15 protein-coding genes and 1 tRNA gene are annotated in these 15,293 nt (G+C 33.2%); 8 read left to right on the forward strand and 8 right to left on the reverse strand.

Going from position 1 to position 15,293, the window contains the following annotated elements; all coding sequences use genetic code 11:
• Positions 1-27: 27 nt before the first annotated feature.
• The 4 genes from ACTU6T_RS06110 to mce all read right to left on the reverse strand — a co-directional run bounded on the left by ACTU6T_RS06110 (position 28) and on the right by mce (position 2,629).
• Positions 28-1,143 (reverse strand): helix-turn-helix domain-containing protein, encoded by a 1,116-nt coding sequence (locus ACTU6T_RS06110; RefSeq protein ID WP_460220352.1) that lies wholly within the window; start codon positions 1,141-1,143, stop codon positions 28-30.
• Positions 1,144-1,326: 183 nt separating this feature from the next.
• On the reverse strand, positions 1,327-1,938 hold the full coding sequence (locus tag ACTU6T_RS06115) for a GntR family transcriptional regulator (protein ID WP_460220353.1): 612 nt from the start codon (positions 1,936-1,938) through the stop codon (positions 1,327-1,329).
• A 138-nt stretch (positions 1,939-2,076) separates the two neighbouring features.
• Positions 2,077-2,150, reverse strand: a tRNA-Ile gene (locus ACTU6T_RS06120).
• Between the two features lie 74 nt (positions 2,151-2,224).
• Positions 2,225-2,629 carry a methylmalonyl-CoA epimerase gene (gene mce, locus ACTU6T_RS06125; RefSeq protein ID WP_460220354.1) on the reverse strand — a complete coding sequence of 135 codons (405 nt, stop codon included), beginning with the start codon at positions 2,627-2,629 and terminating at the stop codon, positions 2,225-2,227.
• A gap of 173 nt (positions 2,630-2,802) precedes the next feature.
• On the opposite strand from mce, the gene rbfA reads away from it, so the two are divergent.
• Positions 2,803-3,201 carry a 30S ribosome-binding factor RbfA gene (gene rbfA / locus ACTU6T_RS06130; protein WP_460220355.1) on the forward strand — a complete coding sequence of 133 codons (399 nt, stop codon included), beginning with the start codon at positions 2,803-2,805 and terminating at the stop codon, positions 3,199-3,201.
• Between the two features lie 69 nt (positions 3,202-3,270).
• Positions 3,271-4,404 (forward strand): ABC transporter permease, encoded by a 1,134-nt coding sequence (locus ACTU6T_RS06135; protein WP_460220356.1) that lies wholly within the window; start codon positions 3,271-3,273, stop codon positions 4,402-4,404.
• A gap of 1 nt (position 4,405) precedes the next feature.
• On the opposite strand, the gene dusB is transcribed toward ACTU6T_RS06135, so the two are convergent.
• Positions 4,406-5,398 (reverse strand): tRNA dihydrouridine synthase DusB, encoded by a 993-nt coding sequence (dusB, locus tag ACTU6T_RS06140; protein WP_460220357.1) that lies wholly within the window; start codon positions 5,396-5,398, stop codon positions 4,406-4,408.
• A gap of 11 nt (positions 5,399-5,409) precedes the next feature.
• Between dusB and ACTU6T_RS06145 the strand changes: the two genes are divergently transcribed.
• From ACTU6T_RS06145 to ACTU6T_RS06160, 4 genes are read left to right on the forward strand one after another with little or no spacing between them, the layout of a single operon-like run.
• Complete coding sequence (locus ACTU6T_RS06145; protein WP_460220358.1) at positions 5,410-6,222, forward strand: prolipoprotein diacylglyceryl transferase; 813 nt, start codon at positions 5,410-5,412, stop codon at positions 6,220-6,222.
• Positions 6,212-7,606, forward strand: a complete 1,395-nt coding sequence (locus tag ACTU6T_RS06150) for a radical SAM protein (RefSeq protein ID WP_460220359.1) — start codon at positions 6,212-6,214, stop codon at positions 7,604-7,606. The genes ACTU6T_RS06145 and ACTU6T_RS06150 overlap by 11 nt, the downstream gene beginning before the upstream one ends.
• Positions 7,603-7,809 (forward strand): hypothetical protein, encoded by a 207-nt coding sequence (locus ACTU6T_RS06155; RefSeq protein ID WP_460220360.1) that lies wholly within the window; start codon positions 7,603-7,605, stop codon positions 7,807-7,809. Before ACTU6T_RS06150 ends, ACTU6T_RS06155 begins: the two co-directional genes overlap by 4 nt.
• 10 nt (positions 7,810-7,819) lie before the next feature.
• Positions 7,820-8,026, forward strand: coding sequence for a hypothetical protein (locus tag ACTU6T_RS06160; protein ID WP_460220361.1), 207 nt, complete (start codon positions 7,820-7,822; stop codon positions 8,024-8,026).
• On the opposite strand, the gene ACTU6T_RS06165 is transcribed toward ACTU6T_RS06160, so the two are convergent.
• Both ACTU6T_RS06165 and ACTU6T_RS06170 read right to left on the reverse strand, forming a co-directional pair.
• The gene (locus tag ACTU6T_RS06165; RefSeq protein WP_460220362.1) at positions 8,010-8,402 is read right to left on the reverse strand and encodes a DUF4345 domain-containing protein; all 393 of its coding nucleotides are present in this window, start codon (positions 8,400-8,402) and stop codon (positions 8,010-8,012) included. The genes ACTU6T_RS06160 and ACTU6T_RS06165 overlap by 17 nt on opposite strands.
• Positions 8,403-8,468: 66 nt before the next feature.
• On the reverse strand, positions 8,469-9,710 hold the full coding sequence (locus ACTU6T_RS06170; RefSeq protein WP_460220363.1) for a M28 family peptidase: 1,242 nt from the start codon (positions 9,708-9,710) through the stop codon (positions 8,469-8,471).
• Between the two features lie 33 nt (positions 9,711-9,743).
• Between ACTU6T_RS06170 and ACTU6T_RS06175 the strand changes: the two genes are divergently transcribed.
• The gene (locus ACTU6T_RS06175; protein ID WP_460220364.1) at positions 9,744-10,859 is read left to right on the forward strand and encodes a TolB family protein; all 1,116 of its coding nucleotides are present in this window, start codon (positions 9,744-9,746) and stop codon (positions 10,857-10,859) included.
• 60 nt (positions 10,860-10,919) lie between these two features.
• Here the strand turns inward: ACTU6T_RS06175 and ACTU6T_RS06180 are convergent, their stop codons facing one another.
• Complete coding sequence (locus ACTU6T_RS06180) at positions 10,920-13,304, reverse strand: TonB-dependent receptor domain-containing protein (protein WP_460220365.1); 2,385 nt, start codon at positions 13,302-13,304, stop codon at positions 10,920-10,922.
• A gap of 187 nt (positions 13,305-13,491) precedes the next feature.
• Here ACTU6T_RS06180 and lepA point away from each other — a divergent pair, with 187 nt between their 5' ends.
• A complete protein-coding gene (lepA, locus tag ACTU6T_RS06185; RefSeq protein WP_460220366.1) occupies positions 13,492-15,288 on the forward strand; it encodes a translation elongation factor 4 in 1,797 nt (598 codons plus the stop codon).
• The last annotated feature ends 5 nt before the right edge of the window (positions 15,289-15,293 follow it).

Consider the following 15,293-nt stretch of genomic DNA (forward strand, 5'->3'; position numbering starts at 1 on the left):
CTATGTTTAGTTATACTCAATAAGGTCTTATTGCGAGTCATGAGACTCTTTTATATATGCAGAAGGTGATAAACCTGTTGCTTTTTTAAACACGCGATAAAAACTGCTTTTTGAACTAAACCCAGATGAAAGACCAATACCGGTAATCGAATGACTATGAACAGCATCGGTCTTTAATTTCATTTTTACTTCTTCTACTCTATAAGAATTTATAGTGTCATAAAAATTACTTTGTAACACTTCGTTAAAAAAAGCAGATAACTGTCTTTCAGAAATCATCATTTGATCTGCTAACATTTTCAAGTTTAAATTTGATTGCAGATAGATTTTTTCTTCAGACATTAAGGTATTAAACTTTTCTTTTAATTCATCTTTTAGATTTTCTTTTAGGTAAAATTGTTTGTTTGATATAGTCGTATCAAACTCTTCTATTAAGAAATTAGGTAAGAAAATTGTTGATTGGGTGAGTCCGTAATATCCAATATAACCTATTGCAACAATCAAAAAGAAAACTGTCACATAAGAATCCCAATTTATGTTATAGCCAATACTTACTTCGCTAATGGTTAGGAAAAGGTCAATAAATAAAACGCATAAAAAACTAATCAAGAATTTTTGAAGCCAAAGAAAATTAGAATCACTTATGGTCGATAAACTATGCTTCAGTTTTTTGCTAACACTATAGTATAGTTTCAATGAAAATAGAAAGTATCCAATTCCATAAAGATTTTGGACAATTACAAGATTTAAGAAGTTTTTATTTATAACATTTAAATATCCTAAATTTAAGTTTACCGATTGAGGTATTATATAAAAAATCAAAAACAGAAAGAATGGAATGAAATGGAATAAATGCTGCTTAACAAGTTTAGGTGATTTTCTAAAAATAGAATTTACGTACAAAAACATTAGTGGAGGAACAACAAATCTAATTCCTCTTTCAAAATAATATGCAATAAAAGCTAATGTGTTTAGTTCATTTAATGCAGCATAAAAATATACAATTACTCCTAGGATAAAAATCCAAAAAACGATTAATATGTTTTGAGGTAATGTTCTTTTTTTGACACGAAAGAGATTTATAATTGCAATACTATTTAAAACAATTCCTGTTATTAGAATAAAGTTAACGGCTAATTTCACAAGATTAAACTTAAATATAGATTTTAGAAATCATTTAATAAACTACTCTTATTAGAGTTTTTTTTGAGATAAATAGTTCATTTCAAAACTCAATAACAGAAAAGCTATTATGGCTTTGTAAATATGAGCTAGCTTCATTTGTTCGGTTTTTTAATTATGATAATTATTTAAAAAGAGCCTATATTATGTATAATTTAAGATTTGCATCCAATTCTCTTTTAGTATTTTAATTGCTTCACTTTTATTACCTAGTTCCAAATACTTTATAATTTCATCATGATGATGATGTGATTTAGATAAAAAATCATTGTCTTTCATAAAATCTAATTCACAAAAAAATATTCTAATTTTTAAATCTCTTAAAATTTGATTAGAAATTGCATTTTTATAATTTGATACTAGAATTTCATGAAATTGCATATCTGCATTTATTCGTTCAATTGCGTTAGCAGTGTTTTTAAAAATAATCTGTTGTTTTTTTAATTTTTTAATAATTTCTGCATTCAATTTTGAATTTTGAATTGCAAACACCTCTAAGCAAACAACCAGCTCATATAAGTTTTTAACTTCATTCTTTTCAATGTGAGGCACAATAAAACCTCTATTAGGTATTGCTTTGACGATGTGTGATTGCTCCAATTGTGTTAATGCTTCTCGTATTGGCGTTACACTTATATTTAACTCTCTTGATAATTCTGCCAATGAAATATTGTTTCCTGCTTTCAAAACTCCAGATTTCATTCGTCCCAAAAGAATATTTCTTACTTGATCTCTATAACTCGTTTTTGTAATCACTAAACAAATATAATATATCGTATACGATTTAAAAAATTAAATCTTATTTCATTCACTGGTATTTGGTCTTATAAAACCGTTTAACAATTTTATTTAAAAACAAAAAACTGCTTCAAACTAATGAAACAGTTTTGACTGTGGTCCCACTTGGGCTCGAACCAAGGACCACCTGATTATGAGTCAGGTGCTCTAACCAACTGAGCTATGGGACCATTGACTTAAGTCAATCTCTTTATCTCTAAAGCGAGTGCAATATTACTACATATTTTAAAACACTGCAAGAAATTTATTCTTTTATCTCTTGGCATAACTCAATGAGAACGCCGTTTGTGGCTTTTGGATGTAAAAACGCAATTAACTTATTATCTGCTCCTTTTTTTGGTGTCTCATGTATCATTTTAAATCCCTTCTTTGTCAAGCGCTTAATTTCTTTATCAATATCTGAAACGGCAAACGCAATATGGTGTATGCCTTCACCTTTCTTCTCAATGAATTTTGCTATCGGACTATCAGCATTAGTGGCCTGTAGTAGCTCAATTTTATTTGGTCCTGCTTTAAAAAATGAAGTTTTCACGCCTTCACTCTCTACAACCTCAATTTTATAATGTTTCTTACCAAAAAGGTCTGCAAATAAATCATTAGATGCCTCAAGGTCTTTTACAGCAATACCAATATGTTCAATTTTCTTCATCTCTAAGCGTATCTCTTTATATTATATTGTCTCTTTTGTGCATCCAAAGTTAACATAATCCTTAATTATCGCCTATTTTTGCAGTTCGAAACCAAAACTTGGTTCTATTTTTGATAAAAGGCGTTATATTAGAATATCTGATGTCGATTAAATAACGACTTAAATGTAAGATTATGGATGAATTAACTCAAAGACAGAAAAAAATTGGCGGACTTTTACAAAAAGACCTCGCAGATATATTACAAAAAGCAGCAACAGATGGTGGATTACGTGGCGTTATAATATCGGTAAGTAAAGTCAACGTGACTACTGATTTGTCTTTAGCCAAAGTATACCTCAGCGTGTTTCCTAATGATAAAGGAAAAGAACTTATTGAAGGTATTCGGTCTAATACACCTTTAATTCGCCATGAAATGGCGCAACGCACTAAAAACCAATTACGTCGTATGCCAAACCTAGAGTTTTTTATCGATGATTCTCTCGAATATATTGATGGTATCGAAAAATCACTCAAAGGTGAAGACGACCCAATTAAAGATCAAGACCTTTTAGAAAAACGTAAAAAGTCTTAAGTGAATGTTGCCCTATACATAGCGAAACGGTATTTGTTCTCTAAAAGCAGTAATAATTCCATAAATATTATGACTATCATTGCAGCTTCAGGAACAGTTATTGCCGCTGCTGCATTGTTTATTGTGCTGTCTGGTTTTGCCGGACTTAAAAATTTTAGCCTAGAGTTTTCCTCTTTCGTCGATCCCGACCTTAAAGTGATTCCAATAGAAGGAAAATCATTTCTACTTTCCGAAGATGATATCGTAAACATTAAAGCTATTGATGGGATTGATCACTTTTCTAAAACCATTGAAGAGCGCGTCATTTTAGAATTTGATAATAAGCGTCAAATCGTAACGATGAAAGGTGTTGATGAGAATTTCACCAAAGTCACAGATATAGATACGATGATTTACTACGGAAATTGGCTCGAACGAAACACCGATCAAATTGTTTCGGGTGGAGGTGTTTCTAACAAATTATCTTATGGTGTTCTCGACTTAACACGACATCAAAAGATATACGTTCCTAAACCTGGAAAAGGTCAAATCACCTCTGTAAAAGGGGCTTTCAACTCCATAAACGCCTATAATATTGGCATTTTCGACATTAATGAAGACCTCAATAATGAGTACATTTTTGCCAATATTGAAACCGCTAGGTATTTATTGAATTATGATGATAAGCAAATCTCATCTATTGAATTAAAATTAAATTCTAATGCTAATCAAGATGAAATTACCGCTCAATTACAAACTGTTCTCGGTAGCAATATTCAAATAAAAAACAGGGCACAACTTAATGATGCACTTTACAAAATGCTCAATACCGAAAATGTTGCTGTGTACCTTATTTTTACCTTAGTGATTATCATTGCATTGTTTAATGTGATTGGTGCATTGATTATGATGATTTTAGACAAAAAAGAATCCTTAAATACTCTATTTAATCTAGGTACTACAACCAAAGATATTAGACGTATTTTCTTTCTACAAGGAAGTTTAATGACTATTCTTGCTGGTACGATTGGTGCTGTTTTAGGGTTTATTATTGTATTTCTACAGCAGGAATTTGCATTGGTAATGCTAACACCTACATTGCCTTATCCTGTAGAATTAAAATTCATCAACTTTATAATTGTAATAACAACAATAGTTGTGCTTGGCTTACTTGCTTCAAAATTAGCATCACAGCGTATTACCAAAGATTTGGTAAAAGGATAGGTTACACAAATTGATGGTCACTAAACTTGTCTAGTACCTCATCAAAAGCTGCAAATACATCTTTGGAGTCATCACTAGTTACCATTTTCATACGATATTCCTTGAAGTTCGGAATCCCTTTAAAGTAATTGGTATAATGGCGTCGTGTTTCAAAAACACCTAATCGTTCGCCTTTCCAATCAATAGACATTTGAAGATGGCGTCTAGCCGCTTCTACACGTTCTACCATAGTAATTGGAGCCAGGTGCTCTCCTGTTTCGAAAAAATGTTTGACTTGTTTAAAAAACCATGGATTACCAATGGTTGCACGACCAATCATACAACCATCTAAACCATAACTATCGCGCATAAGCGCTGCTTTTTCTGGTGAATCTACATCACCATTTCCAAAGACAGGAATATGCATTCTTGGATTATTCTTCACAGCTGCAATAGGCTTCCAATCAGCTTCCCCTTTATACATTTGCGCACGCGTTCGCCCATGAATGGCAATAGATTTAATACCGACGTCTTGTAAGCGTTCGGCAACTTCAACTATCTTAATAGAATCATGATCCCAACCCAAACGTGTTTTAACGGTCACAGGTAAATTAGTACGCTTAACCATTTCGGCGGTTAATTGTTCCATCAAACAAATATCTTTTAGAATTCCAGCACCAGCGCCTTTACTTACCACTTTTTTTACAGGGCAGCCAAAATTGATATCAATAATGTCTGGTTTTGAACGCTCTACAATATCAATGGTTTGTAGCATGCTATCCATATTGGCTCCAAAAATTTGAATCCCAACAGGACGTTCTTTTTCGTAGATATCGAGTTTCATAACACTTTTTGCAGCATCACGAATCAAGCCTTCACTGGAAATAAATTCAGTGTATACCACGTCGGCACCTTGTTCCTTACACAAAGCACGAAACGGAGGGTCGCTTACATCTTCCATTGGTGCTAATAGCAATGGAAAATCAGGAAGTTCTATGTCACCTATTTTTACCAAACTCAATTTATTTGGCGCAAAATTACAGTTTTTTAGGTAATTGCGTATCTTCAAAGCTCATAACTAAATATATTCACGAATTGAACATCCCTTTCGAGCCTGAAGTCTTTGGAATTACAATAAATATTCATCTCATTTTAGAGTATTTGGCTTTTTTTATTGCCTTTAGATATTATGTGATTTTACGTCGAAAATCTAACGACCAGATCTCTTCGGGAAATCGCTTATCTATTATTCTTGGTGCAGCTTTAGGTGCTTTAATTGGATCGCGTTTATTTGGATTTCTAGAAAACCCTTTAGTGGATATTTCCGAAGCTAATGTCATTCAAATTCTTAATACAAAAACTATTATGGGTGGGTTATTTGGTGGATTGCTTGGTGTTGAAATTGGAAAAAAAATTATTGGCGAAAAAAGTTCATCAGGAGATCTATTTGTCTTCCCTATTATTCTCGGGATTTTTATTGGCAGAATTGGTTGTTTTTTATCCGGTATTAAAGAATTTACCTACGGAAATGTAACTAGCTCCATGTTTGGAATGGATTTAGGCGATGGTTTAATGCGTCATCCTACCTCGCTCTACGAGTTGTTGTTTTTGGTGATTTTGTTCTTTTCGCTTAAGTATATTCAAAACACTATTGTATTAAAAAATGGTGAACTCTTCAAAATATTTATGTTGTGTTATTTCGGATTTCGATTTTCTATTGAGTTCTTGAAGCCTAATGTCTTTTATATCTTAGGGCTTAGTACGATTCAATATTTATGTGTAATTTGTTGGTTGTATTACAGCTCATTCATCTATCAAAAACTCAAACATGCCAGTTAGAAAATATACCTATTACGATTTTACTTTAAGTCTCTGTCCAGAATGTTTGCGTCGTGTTGATGCTAAAATTGTATTCGAAAATGGTAATGTTTATATGCTAAAGCGCTGTAATGAACACGGAAATAGTAAGGTGTTAATTGCCGACGATATAGACTATTACAAAAACATTAGAAATTATAATAAGCCTAGTGAAACGCCTTATACATTTAACACCAAAACACATTATGGATGCCCTTATGATTGTGGATTATGCCCAGATCACGAACAGCATTCTTGCTTAACGGTTGTTGAAGTCACTGATCGCTGTAATTTGACTTGCCCAACGTGCTATGCAGGTTCCTCACCAACCTATGGAAGACATCGTACACTTGAGGAGATTAAAGCCATGTTAGATGTTATTGTAAAAAACGAAAAAGAACCTGATGTTGTTCAAATTTCAGGAGGCGAACCAACCATACATCCGCAATTTTGGGAAATTTTAGATTATGCTAAATCCTTACCCATTCGACATTTGATGTTGAATACCAACGGGATTAAAATTGCTAAAGATTTTGCATTCGCTGAACGCTTAAAAACCTATGCGCCAGATTTTGAAATTTATTTGCAGTTTGATTCCTTTAAAAATACAGTCCTTCAAGAATTGCGTGGTGCCGATTTAAACGATATTAGACGACAAGCTTTAGACCATTTAAATCAGTTAAATCTCTCAACAACTCTAGTGGTCACGCTTCAAAAAGGATTGAATGATGATGAAATAGGTGAGATCACTAGTTTTGCTTTACAGCAAAAATGTGTAAGAGGCGTAACATTTCAGCCTACACAAATCGCAGGTCGCTTAGACAACTTTAACCCTGAAACCGACCGAATGACTTTAACTGAAGTTCGTAGAAAAATATTGGAGCAAACCGATATTTTTAATGCTGATGATTTATTACCTGTACCTTGTAATCCTGATGCTTTGGTAATGGGCTATGCTTTAAAATTAGATGGAGAGGTATTTCCGTTAACACGTTATATCAATCCAAATGATCTGTTAGACAATAGTAAAAACACCATTATTTATGAGCAGGACGAACAACTTCACGGCAAAATGATTGAACTGTTTAGCACAGGGAATTCTGTAGAAAAAGCAGAAGAAAACCTAAAATCTATTATGTGTTGTTTACCAAATATTGACGCTCCCGAATTGGGTTATGATAATTTATTTCGTATTATTATTATGCAGTTTATTGATGCTTATAACTTTGATGTAAGAGCTATTAAGAAATCCTGTGTGCATATTGTGGATAAGGACAATAAGATTATTCCGTTTGAAACTATGAATTTATTTTACAGAGATGATAAAAAAGAACGCTTAGAAACACTTAGAAACGAAATGACATGATACAATCAATCGCATTAGAAGGGGGAAGTTATATTGGAGTCATTCTTTTGGCGATATTTATCGCGATTATCATCCCTCTTACACTCTTTATTATTGGGTTGGTAAAGTATTCTAAAAACAAGAAACAAGGTAAAATCATTTTAATCATTGCTGCAGTTTACGCCATTATAAGTTTTGGGATTTGTGGTGGCTTCGGTTTTTAAATAAGAAACTATGCTATTATTAAGTCCAAATATGAATTTAGACGGATTGCTCATCCTGATATTACTCATCATGTTTGGCCCAGCTATTTTACTCGCGCTAATTGGAGCTTTAGTTTATAAGAACCATAGAAAGGCAGCAAAAGTATTATTTATTATCGCAGTAGTTTATGTGATTGTAAGTCTTGGAATATGTGGAGCACTCATCGCTGGTTTTTAAGCCTCGATAATACCCAAACCCCATAACATCCTAAAAATAGCTCAGCAAACATACCGAAGCGGTAACCAAATGTTGGAGTGCCATCTAGAAGGCAACTAGCAACTCTACCTAACCCAAGACCTAACATAAAAATGATATTTGTGACGAGTGCTGTTTTAAGATATTCAGATTTAAAAACACCTAAAAGCCATAATACTGAGAAGCCTAAATATAATCCCATTACAGCTTTGTAAAAATTATATTCGTCAACAGTTTTGGGAAATAACTCAAACTGACTTTCAGGACAAAACGCATATATAAATGCCACAGGTATTACAATCACTACTGAAATGATCAAATGAACCTTTGTAATGATATCCTGTTTTGTTATTTCCAATTTGTAATCTATTTAAATCTTGATTTGTATCAAAAAACACTTCGACTGCGCTCAGTGTGACTTGCATTAAAATTCAATATTGGCTTTAACCTCATCGTCACCTCGTTTAATTGTAACATTAGTCTTGTCTCCTTTATCAAAGACCGAAAGTGCTCGCATATAACTTTTCATATCTATCACCAAACTATCTCCTAGTTTAATCACAATGTCTCCTTTTTTAAGCCCTGCTTTTTGAGCTGGTTTATCTTCGCTAATTCCATCTATCCGCATCCCTTTTCCGTTGAACAAATAATCTGGAGTTACCCCAAGACCAACTTTAAATCTTGGCACTTCTTCACTTTCATTTTTTGTTTTTCTGAAAGGTAACTTACCATTATCATCTAAGTCGGAAATAATATCGAAAATATAACTAGAAATCATCGTCATTCCTCCATAGTTAAGCTTAGGTGTGTCATCACCAGGCTTGTGATAATCTTCATGCTGACCTGTAAAAAAATGAAGCACAGGAATATCACTATTGTAAAACGACGTATGATCACTGGGTCCGACACCTGATTCATTCTCGATAATTTTAAATTTCGAATTATTTGCTTTTACAACTTGTTTCAATATTGGAGATGTTCCTACGCCGTACACAGCTAGTGTACTATCCTGTTTTAATCGACCTACCATATCCATATTTAGCATATAATTAGCCATTTTTAAATCTATGGTTGGTTTTTTTGTAAAATAATTAGACCCTAATAAGCCCATTTCCTCACCCGAAAATGCCATAAATAAATAATTATTACCCTTATTAAAACTCTTTAATTTACTAGCAAGATTTAATAATACCGCAACACCACTGGCATTATCATCTGCTCCATTATGAATTTCTTTAGTTTCACCTCTATACAAAGAGCCTTCTGCACCATATCCTAAATGATCATAATGTGCACCAATTATAATAGTGTGCTCAGCCTTATTATCCATGAAACCAATCACATTAGTGCCAGTAATAGTACTATCTCCGTCTTTTATGGTATAATGAACTACTTGGTGAGGATCGGTTTGTGGTTTAAACGAAAAGGGTTGAAAGTAACCATCGGTTCCTTTAGGCAACAAACCTAAATTTTCAAAACGCTCTGCAATATAATTTGCCGCTGCTTTTTCACCATCAGTTCCTGTTTGACGGCCTTCAAGCTCATCTGAAGCTAAAAAAACAACATCCTCTTCAATAGTAACGTATTTAAAATTGTCTTTTGAATCTGTTTTACAAGCAGCAAAGACCATCAAAAAAAGAGTGATAATTATATAATTAACGCGCATATATCTTAATTTTACTCAAATTTAGTTAATAATATGAAATACCTATACCTCATTATATTCGGAATATTACTTTTCGACTGTAAAAATGAATCAAATAAAACTTCGGAAATAGAAAAATCCCAAACTGTTGGTGTTACTAAATCAGATAATGATTCCTTAATTTATCCTGGAGAAAAACATTTTAAATCGATTCGTCAAGTAACCTTTGGAGGTGATAATGCAGAAGCTTATTGGAGTTTTGATGATAAGCAGCTGGTATTTCAGTCTAACAATAAAGGCTGGAATGTAGGTTGCGATCAAATGTTTTTAATGAATGCTAATGATACTTTTACAGACAGTATTGCTCCACCAATGTTAAGTACTGGAAAAGGTCGAACAACTTGCGCCTATTTCTTACCAGACAACAAACATATCATCTATGCCTCAACACATCTAAAACAAGATGAGTGTCCTGATACGCCTTTACGCAAAAACGGAAAGTATATCTGGCCAATCTATGATAGCTACGACATTTTTATTGCCGATTTAGAGGGTAATATCGTCAAACAATTAACTAATGAGATTGGGTACGATGCGGAACCTACAGTTTCTCCTAAAGGTGATAAAATTGTATTCACATCAACCCGAAGTGGTGATTTAGAATTATACACCATGAATATTGATGGTTCAGAAGTCAAACAAATTACTTACGAATTAGGTTATGATGGAGGTGCATTCTTTTCTCCCGACGGAACAAAACTTATCTTCCGTTCCTCTCGCCCTAAAACAGAACAAGAGGTTAAAGAGTACAAAGATTTACTCGCTGAAGGTCTAGTTGAACCTACTGATATGGAACTCTATATCTGTAATGCCGATGGTAGTGATTTACGTCAATTAACCGATTTAGGAAATGCCAACTGGAGTCCGTTTTTTCACCCTTCAGGGCAGAAAGTATTATTCTCTTCAAATTTTGAAGCAGAACGCGGATTCCCTTTTAACCTATACATAATTGATCTAGACGGAAAAAATTTAGAACGTGTCACTCATGGAGAAACTTTTGATGCGTTTCCTGTATTTTCTAATGATGGCAAATATCTGGCATTTTCGTCTAATCGAAATAACGGAGGCGGCAGAGATACAAATTTGTTTATTGCAGAGTGGAAAGACTAAAAGGATTAACGCTCTGAAATATATCTCTGAAAGAGATTACTCAATTGCAGAGTGGAAAGACTAATTCCCATCTTTATTTAAACGGTCGCGTTCCTCTGTAGTTGTAGTACGCTCATTTGTTTCTAGTCGCGTGTTTCCGAATTTATAGCGGAAACCCAACCTCACATAGCGATCGTCGATATCAACAAACTGGATGTTAAATTGGTTTTGATACTTTGTACTGACTTCGAAATCATGCATACCAAAAAAATCACTTACAGATAATGAAATGGTTCCTTGCTTCTTAAACACTGTTTTTGATATAGCTAATTGACTAAACAAACGATCTTCTACTGTTTGAAAACCTTGAAGGTTTTTCCCAAGCCAAGTTAAGTCCATAAACACATTTAGGCTGTTGTCTTTTAAAAGTGATATATTATTTATTAGTGACGAATAATTTGACCATTGATCTTGATTTACAAAACCATTACCAAAATCTACTTCTTCTTCAATATTATAAAAAGATGTCACTGCATAAACTGACCATCGGTCTGTAACTTCAAAATTAGCAATAAAATCAAAACCATACTCAACCGTTTTATCAAAGTTTACAGATGTAAACTCAATAATATTTGTGTTATTATTTTGTCTAGGGACTTCAAAAATTGCACCATCTTGATTATCATAATACGCCTCAAACGTAAATAAACCATCAAATAATGAGGTTCCAATAACATAATGATCTACAAATGTTGGAATTAAATTCGGGTTTCCAGTAACCACATAGTTTTCATTTAAAAAGAAACGAAATGGATTTAAATCAGCATACCTTGGTCTTAAAAGACTCCGTTTGTAATTGGCATAAATACTTGTAGCATCAGAAAGATTGTATAAGAAACTTGCATTAGGAAATAATTCAAAATAGTCTTGTGAATTTGAAATGGATGTTAATGGTGATTCACCTTCTAAATTAGTTTGTTCAGCACGCAAACCAATACTAAAATCATACTTTTCTTTGCTCAATGAATAATTTGCATAACCTGCATAAATGAGCTCATCATAATCAAATGCATCCGAATTTAACACATCAAGCGTTTCATTTCCAGTTACTATATCAACATCAAATTGATTGATATTACTCTCTGCTTTAATGTTTGAAAATTTAATCCCTGCTTCAAAATTTGAATGCTCATTTATAGGCAAGCTATAATCTATTTTTGCAGCTATAATTTGAGTGTCTTGATTAGCATTTGTATTAAATGCACTTGAATTAAGGAAATCATTATTTTGATCATAAAAATCACTCAAAACAGATTGATTTCTTTCGTAATTATAGGTTGTGTAGTGTGTGTTAAAAGCCAATTGCCCTTTAGTGAAGTCGTGATTAAAATCTAAATCAAAACCTAAATTATATTTATCATCTCTAGATAAATTGTCTGCTGTAAATCGAGACAAAAAACTTCCATTTTGATCAGATATGTTTGTATTATTACTTATACGATATTTGAAATAAGGAACGTATAATGAATTCGTTGAAAGGCTCAACGTATTCTTATCATTAATAAAATAATCAAAATTTGCATTCAAATTATGTGTGTCTGACCATGTGTTTCTATTAGTAATAGATTGCCAGCTTTCGTCTAAAAGAGTCGCATTGTCTAAATAATTTACCGTGTCATCTCCTGCTCTATTAATTTTATCTTTAGAGTATCCATAATTAATATTGAAACTAATATCTTCATTTTTAAAAAAGTGGCTAGTTCCAACCTTATACCTTGGGAACACCGCTTGTGTATAATTAGAATAGATTGTTCCTCTGTAACCCGTAATTAAATTTTTACTCATCACAATGTTTAATACAACGCCACTTTCGGCATCATAACGCGCCGAAGGGTTCGTTATGACCTCAACAGACTTTATGGCATTTGCAGAAGAGCCTTCAAGGAGTTGATTTAAGTCTTCCGAAGACAAATGCACCTTGCGATTGTTAATATACACTGTTGGTGTAGAATTTTTAACTGTAATCTCATCACCAATCACTAAAACACTTGGTGTACTTTTTAAGACTTGGAGTATATTTCCTTCTATTAAAGCCGTGTTTTCAACATCAAAAACAAGACGATCTGCCTCTCTGGTCAAGGTTGGCTTTTTTACAGTAATGCTCACTTCATCCAAACTTTCAATATCGTCTACAAGACGAATCGTCTTTAAATCTAAATGTCCAGATAAGACAATTTTTTGGCTGTAATCTTGATACCCAATAAATCTTATTTTTATTATATAAGCATTGGGGGCGAGATTACTTAAACTAAAAACGCCATTAATATCAGTTGAAGTTCCACTTAAAATCGTGGTTTCATCGGAATCTAAAATGAGAATAGTTGCCAATTCAATAGGCTGGTTATTAGAGTCTAAAACTGTACCAGATATAGAAAATTCTTGACTGTAGCCCAAAAAAGAGCACATCAAAAACAAACTTATACGCAGCAGGAATTTCAAAATTAATAAGGGTTTAGGATGCAATATAACATTTGTTTTTGAATCGTATTTACGGTTTTTCCTCACTTATTCCTGTTTTGTAAACATTTATAACCTTTTATGCATAATAAATCAATTATATTTGCAAATCTTTATTGAGATGAATTAGGATGTTATGAAGCACATTAGAAATTTTTGCATAATTGCACATATTGACCACGGAAAAAGCACACTTGCCGATCGATTACTTGATTACACAGGTGCTGTTACAGCACGTGAAAAGCAAGATCAGCTTTTGGATAGTATGGACCTAGAGCGTGAACGTGGAATTACGATTAAGTCTCATGCTATTCAAATGGAATATACTTTTGAAGGACAAGAGTATGTGCTTAACCTTATTGACACGCCTGGTCATGTAGATTTTTCATATGAAGTTTCCCGTTCAATTGCTGCCTGCGAAGGTGCTTTATTAATTGTTGATGCTGCTCAAAGTATTCAGGCTCAAACCATTTCTAATTTATATCTCGCGTTAGAAAATGATTTAGAAATTATTCCTGTTCTTAATAAAGTAGACTTGCCTAGTGCCAACCCAGAGGAAGTTACTGATGATATTGTTGATTTGTTGGGTTGCGATCCTGAAGAAGTAATTCACGCCAGCGGAAAAACAGGATTTGGGGTTGATAATATTTTACAAGCCATAATTGAGCGAATACCTGCTCCAGAAGGAGATCCTAATGCGCCATTACAAGCACTTATTTTTGATTCAGTGTATAACACTTTTAGAGGTATTGAAACATATTTTAGAGTTTTTAATGGTGAAATTAAAAAAGGGCAAAAAATTAAATTTGTCGCTACAGATAAAGATTATTTTGCTGATGAAGTTGGAACACTAAAATTAAATCAAGTTGCTAAAAAAAGCGTTAAAGCAGGAGATGTAGGTTACCTAATTACAGGAATTAAAACGGCAAAAGAAGTTAAAGTAGGAGATACTATTACAGATTTTGCAAATCCAACTACTAATATTGTTGAAGGGTTTGAAGATGTAAAACCAATGGTTTTTGCTGGAATTTATCCTGTTGACACTGAAGATTACGAAGAGCTTCGTAGTTCTATGGAAAAATTACAATTAAATGATGCGTCATTGGTGTTTCAACCCGAAAGCTCGGCGGCTTTAGGTTTCGGATTTCGTTGTGGATTCTTAGGAATGCTTCACATGGAGATTATACAAGAACGATTAGAGCGTGAGTTTGATATGACTGTTATTACAACAGTTCCGAATGTATCGTATCATGCGTATACCAATAAAAATCCTGACGAAGCATTAATTGTAAATAATCCTTCAGACTTACCAGAACCAACAACAGTTAATCGTGTTGAAGAGCCTTTCATTAAAGCAACAATTATTACCAAAGCTGATTTTGTTGGTAACGTAATGTCTCTTTGTATTGAAAAACGCGGGATGATTATGAATCAAACATATCTAACTCCAGAGCGTGTTGAGTTAACTTTTGAAATGCCACTCGCTGAAATTGTATTCGATTTTTACGATCGCTTAAAAACAGTATCTAAAGGCTATGCATCATTTGATTATTCTCCTATTGGAATGAAAGCCTCAAAACTAGTGCGATTAGATATTTTATTAAATGCACAAACAGTTGATGCGCTTTCGGCATTAATCCATGCCGATAATGCACATAATATTGGTAAGAAAATGTGCGAAAAACTAAAAGAGTTAATACCAAGACAACAGTTTGATATTCCAATTCAAGCGGCAATTGGTGCAAAAATAATTTCTCGTGAAACGGTTAAGGCTTTACGTAAAGATGTTACTGCAAAATGTTATGGTGGTGATATTTCTCGTAAACGTAAACTTTTAGAAAAGCAGAAAAAAGGGAAAAAACGTATGCGACAAGTAGGTAACGTAGAAATTCCTCAACAGGCTTTTATGGCTGTACTGAAGTTGAATGATTAATCTTG

The organism is Psychroserpens citreus (genome assembly GCF_055686305.1).

Excerpts from the sequence above, each read along its gene's own strand:
- ACTU6T_RS06155 (WP_460220360.1), top strand. The coding sequence starts at position 7,603 with ATGATACAATCAATCGCATTAGAAGGGGGAAGTTATATTGGAGTCATT.
- mce (WP_460220354.1), bottom strand. The coding sequence starts at position 2,629 with ATGAAGAAAATTGAACATATTGGTATTGCTGTAAAAGACCTTGAGGCA.
- ACTU6T_RS06150 (WP_460220359.1), top strand. The coding sequence starts at position 6,212 with ATGCCAGTTAGAAAATATACCTATTACGATTTTACTTTAAGTCTCTGT.
- ACTU6T_RS06175 (WP_460220364.1), top strand. The coding sequence starts at position 9,744 with ATGAAATACCTATACCTCATTATATTCGGAATATTACTTTTCGACTGT.
- rbfA (WP_460220355.1), top strand. The coding sequence starts at position 2,803 with ATGGATGAATTAACTCAAAGACAGAAAAAAATTGGCGGACTTTTACAA.
- ACTU6T_RS06160 (WP_460220361.1), top strand. The coding sequence starts at position 7,820 with ATGCTATTATTAAGTCCAAATATGAATTTAGACGGATTGCTCATCCTG.
- lepA (WP_460220366.1), top strand. The coding sequence starts at position 13,492 with ATGAAGCACATTAGAAATTTTTGCATAATTGCACATATTGACCACGGA.
- ACTU6T_RS06180 (WP_460220365.1), bottom strand. The coding sequence starts at position 13,304 with ATGTGCTCTTTTTTGGGCTACAGTCAAGAATTTTCTATATCTGGTACA.
- ACTU6T_RS06135 (WP_460220356.1), top strand. The coding sequence starts at position 3,271 with ATGACTATCATTGCAGCTTCAGGAACAGTTATTGCCGCTGCTGCATTG.
- ACTU6T_RS06170 (WP_460220363.1), bottom strand. The coding sequence starts at position 9,710 with ATGCGCGTTAATTATATAATTATCACTCTTTTTTTGATGGTCTTTGCT.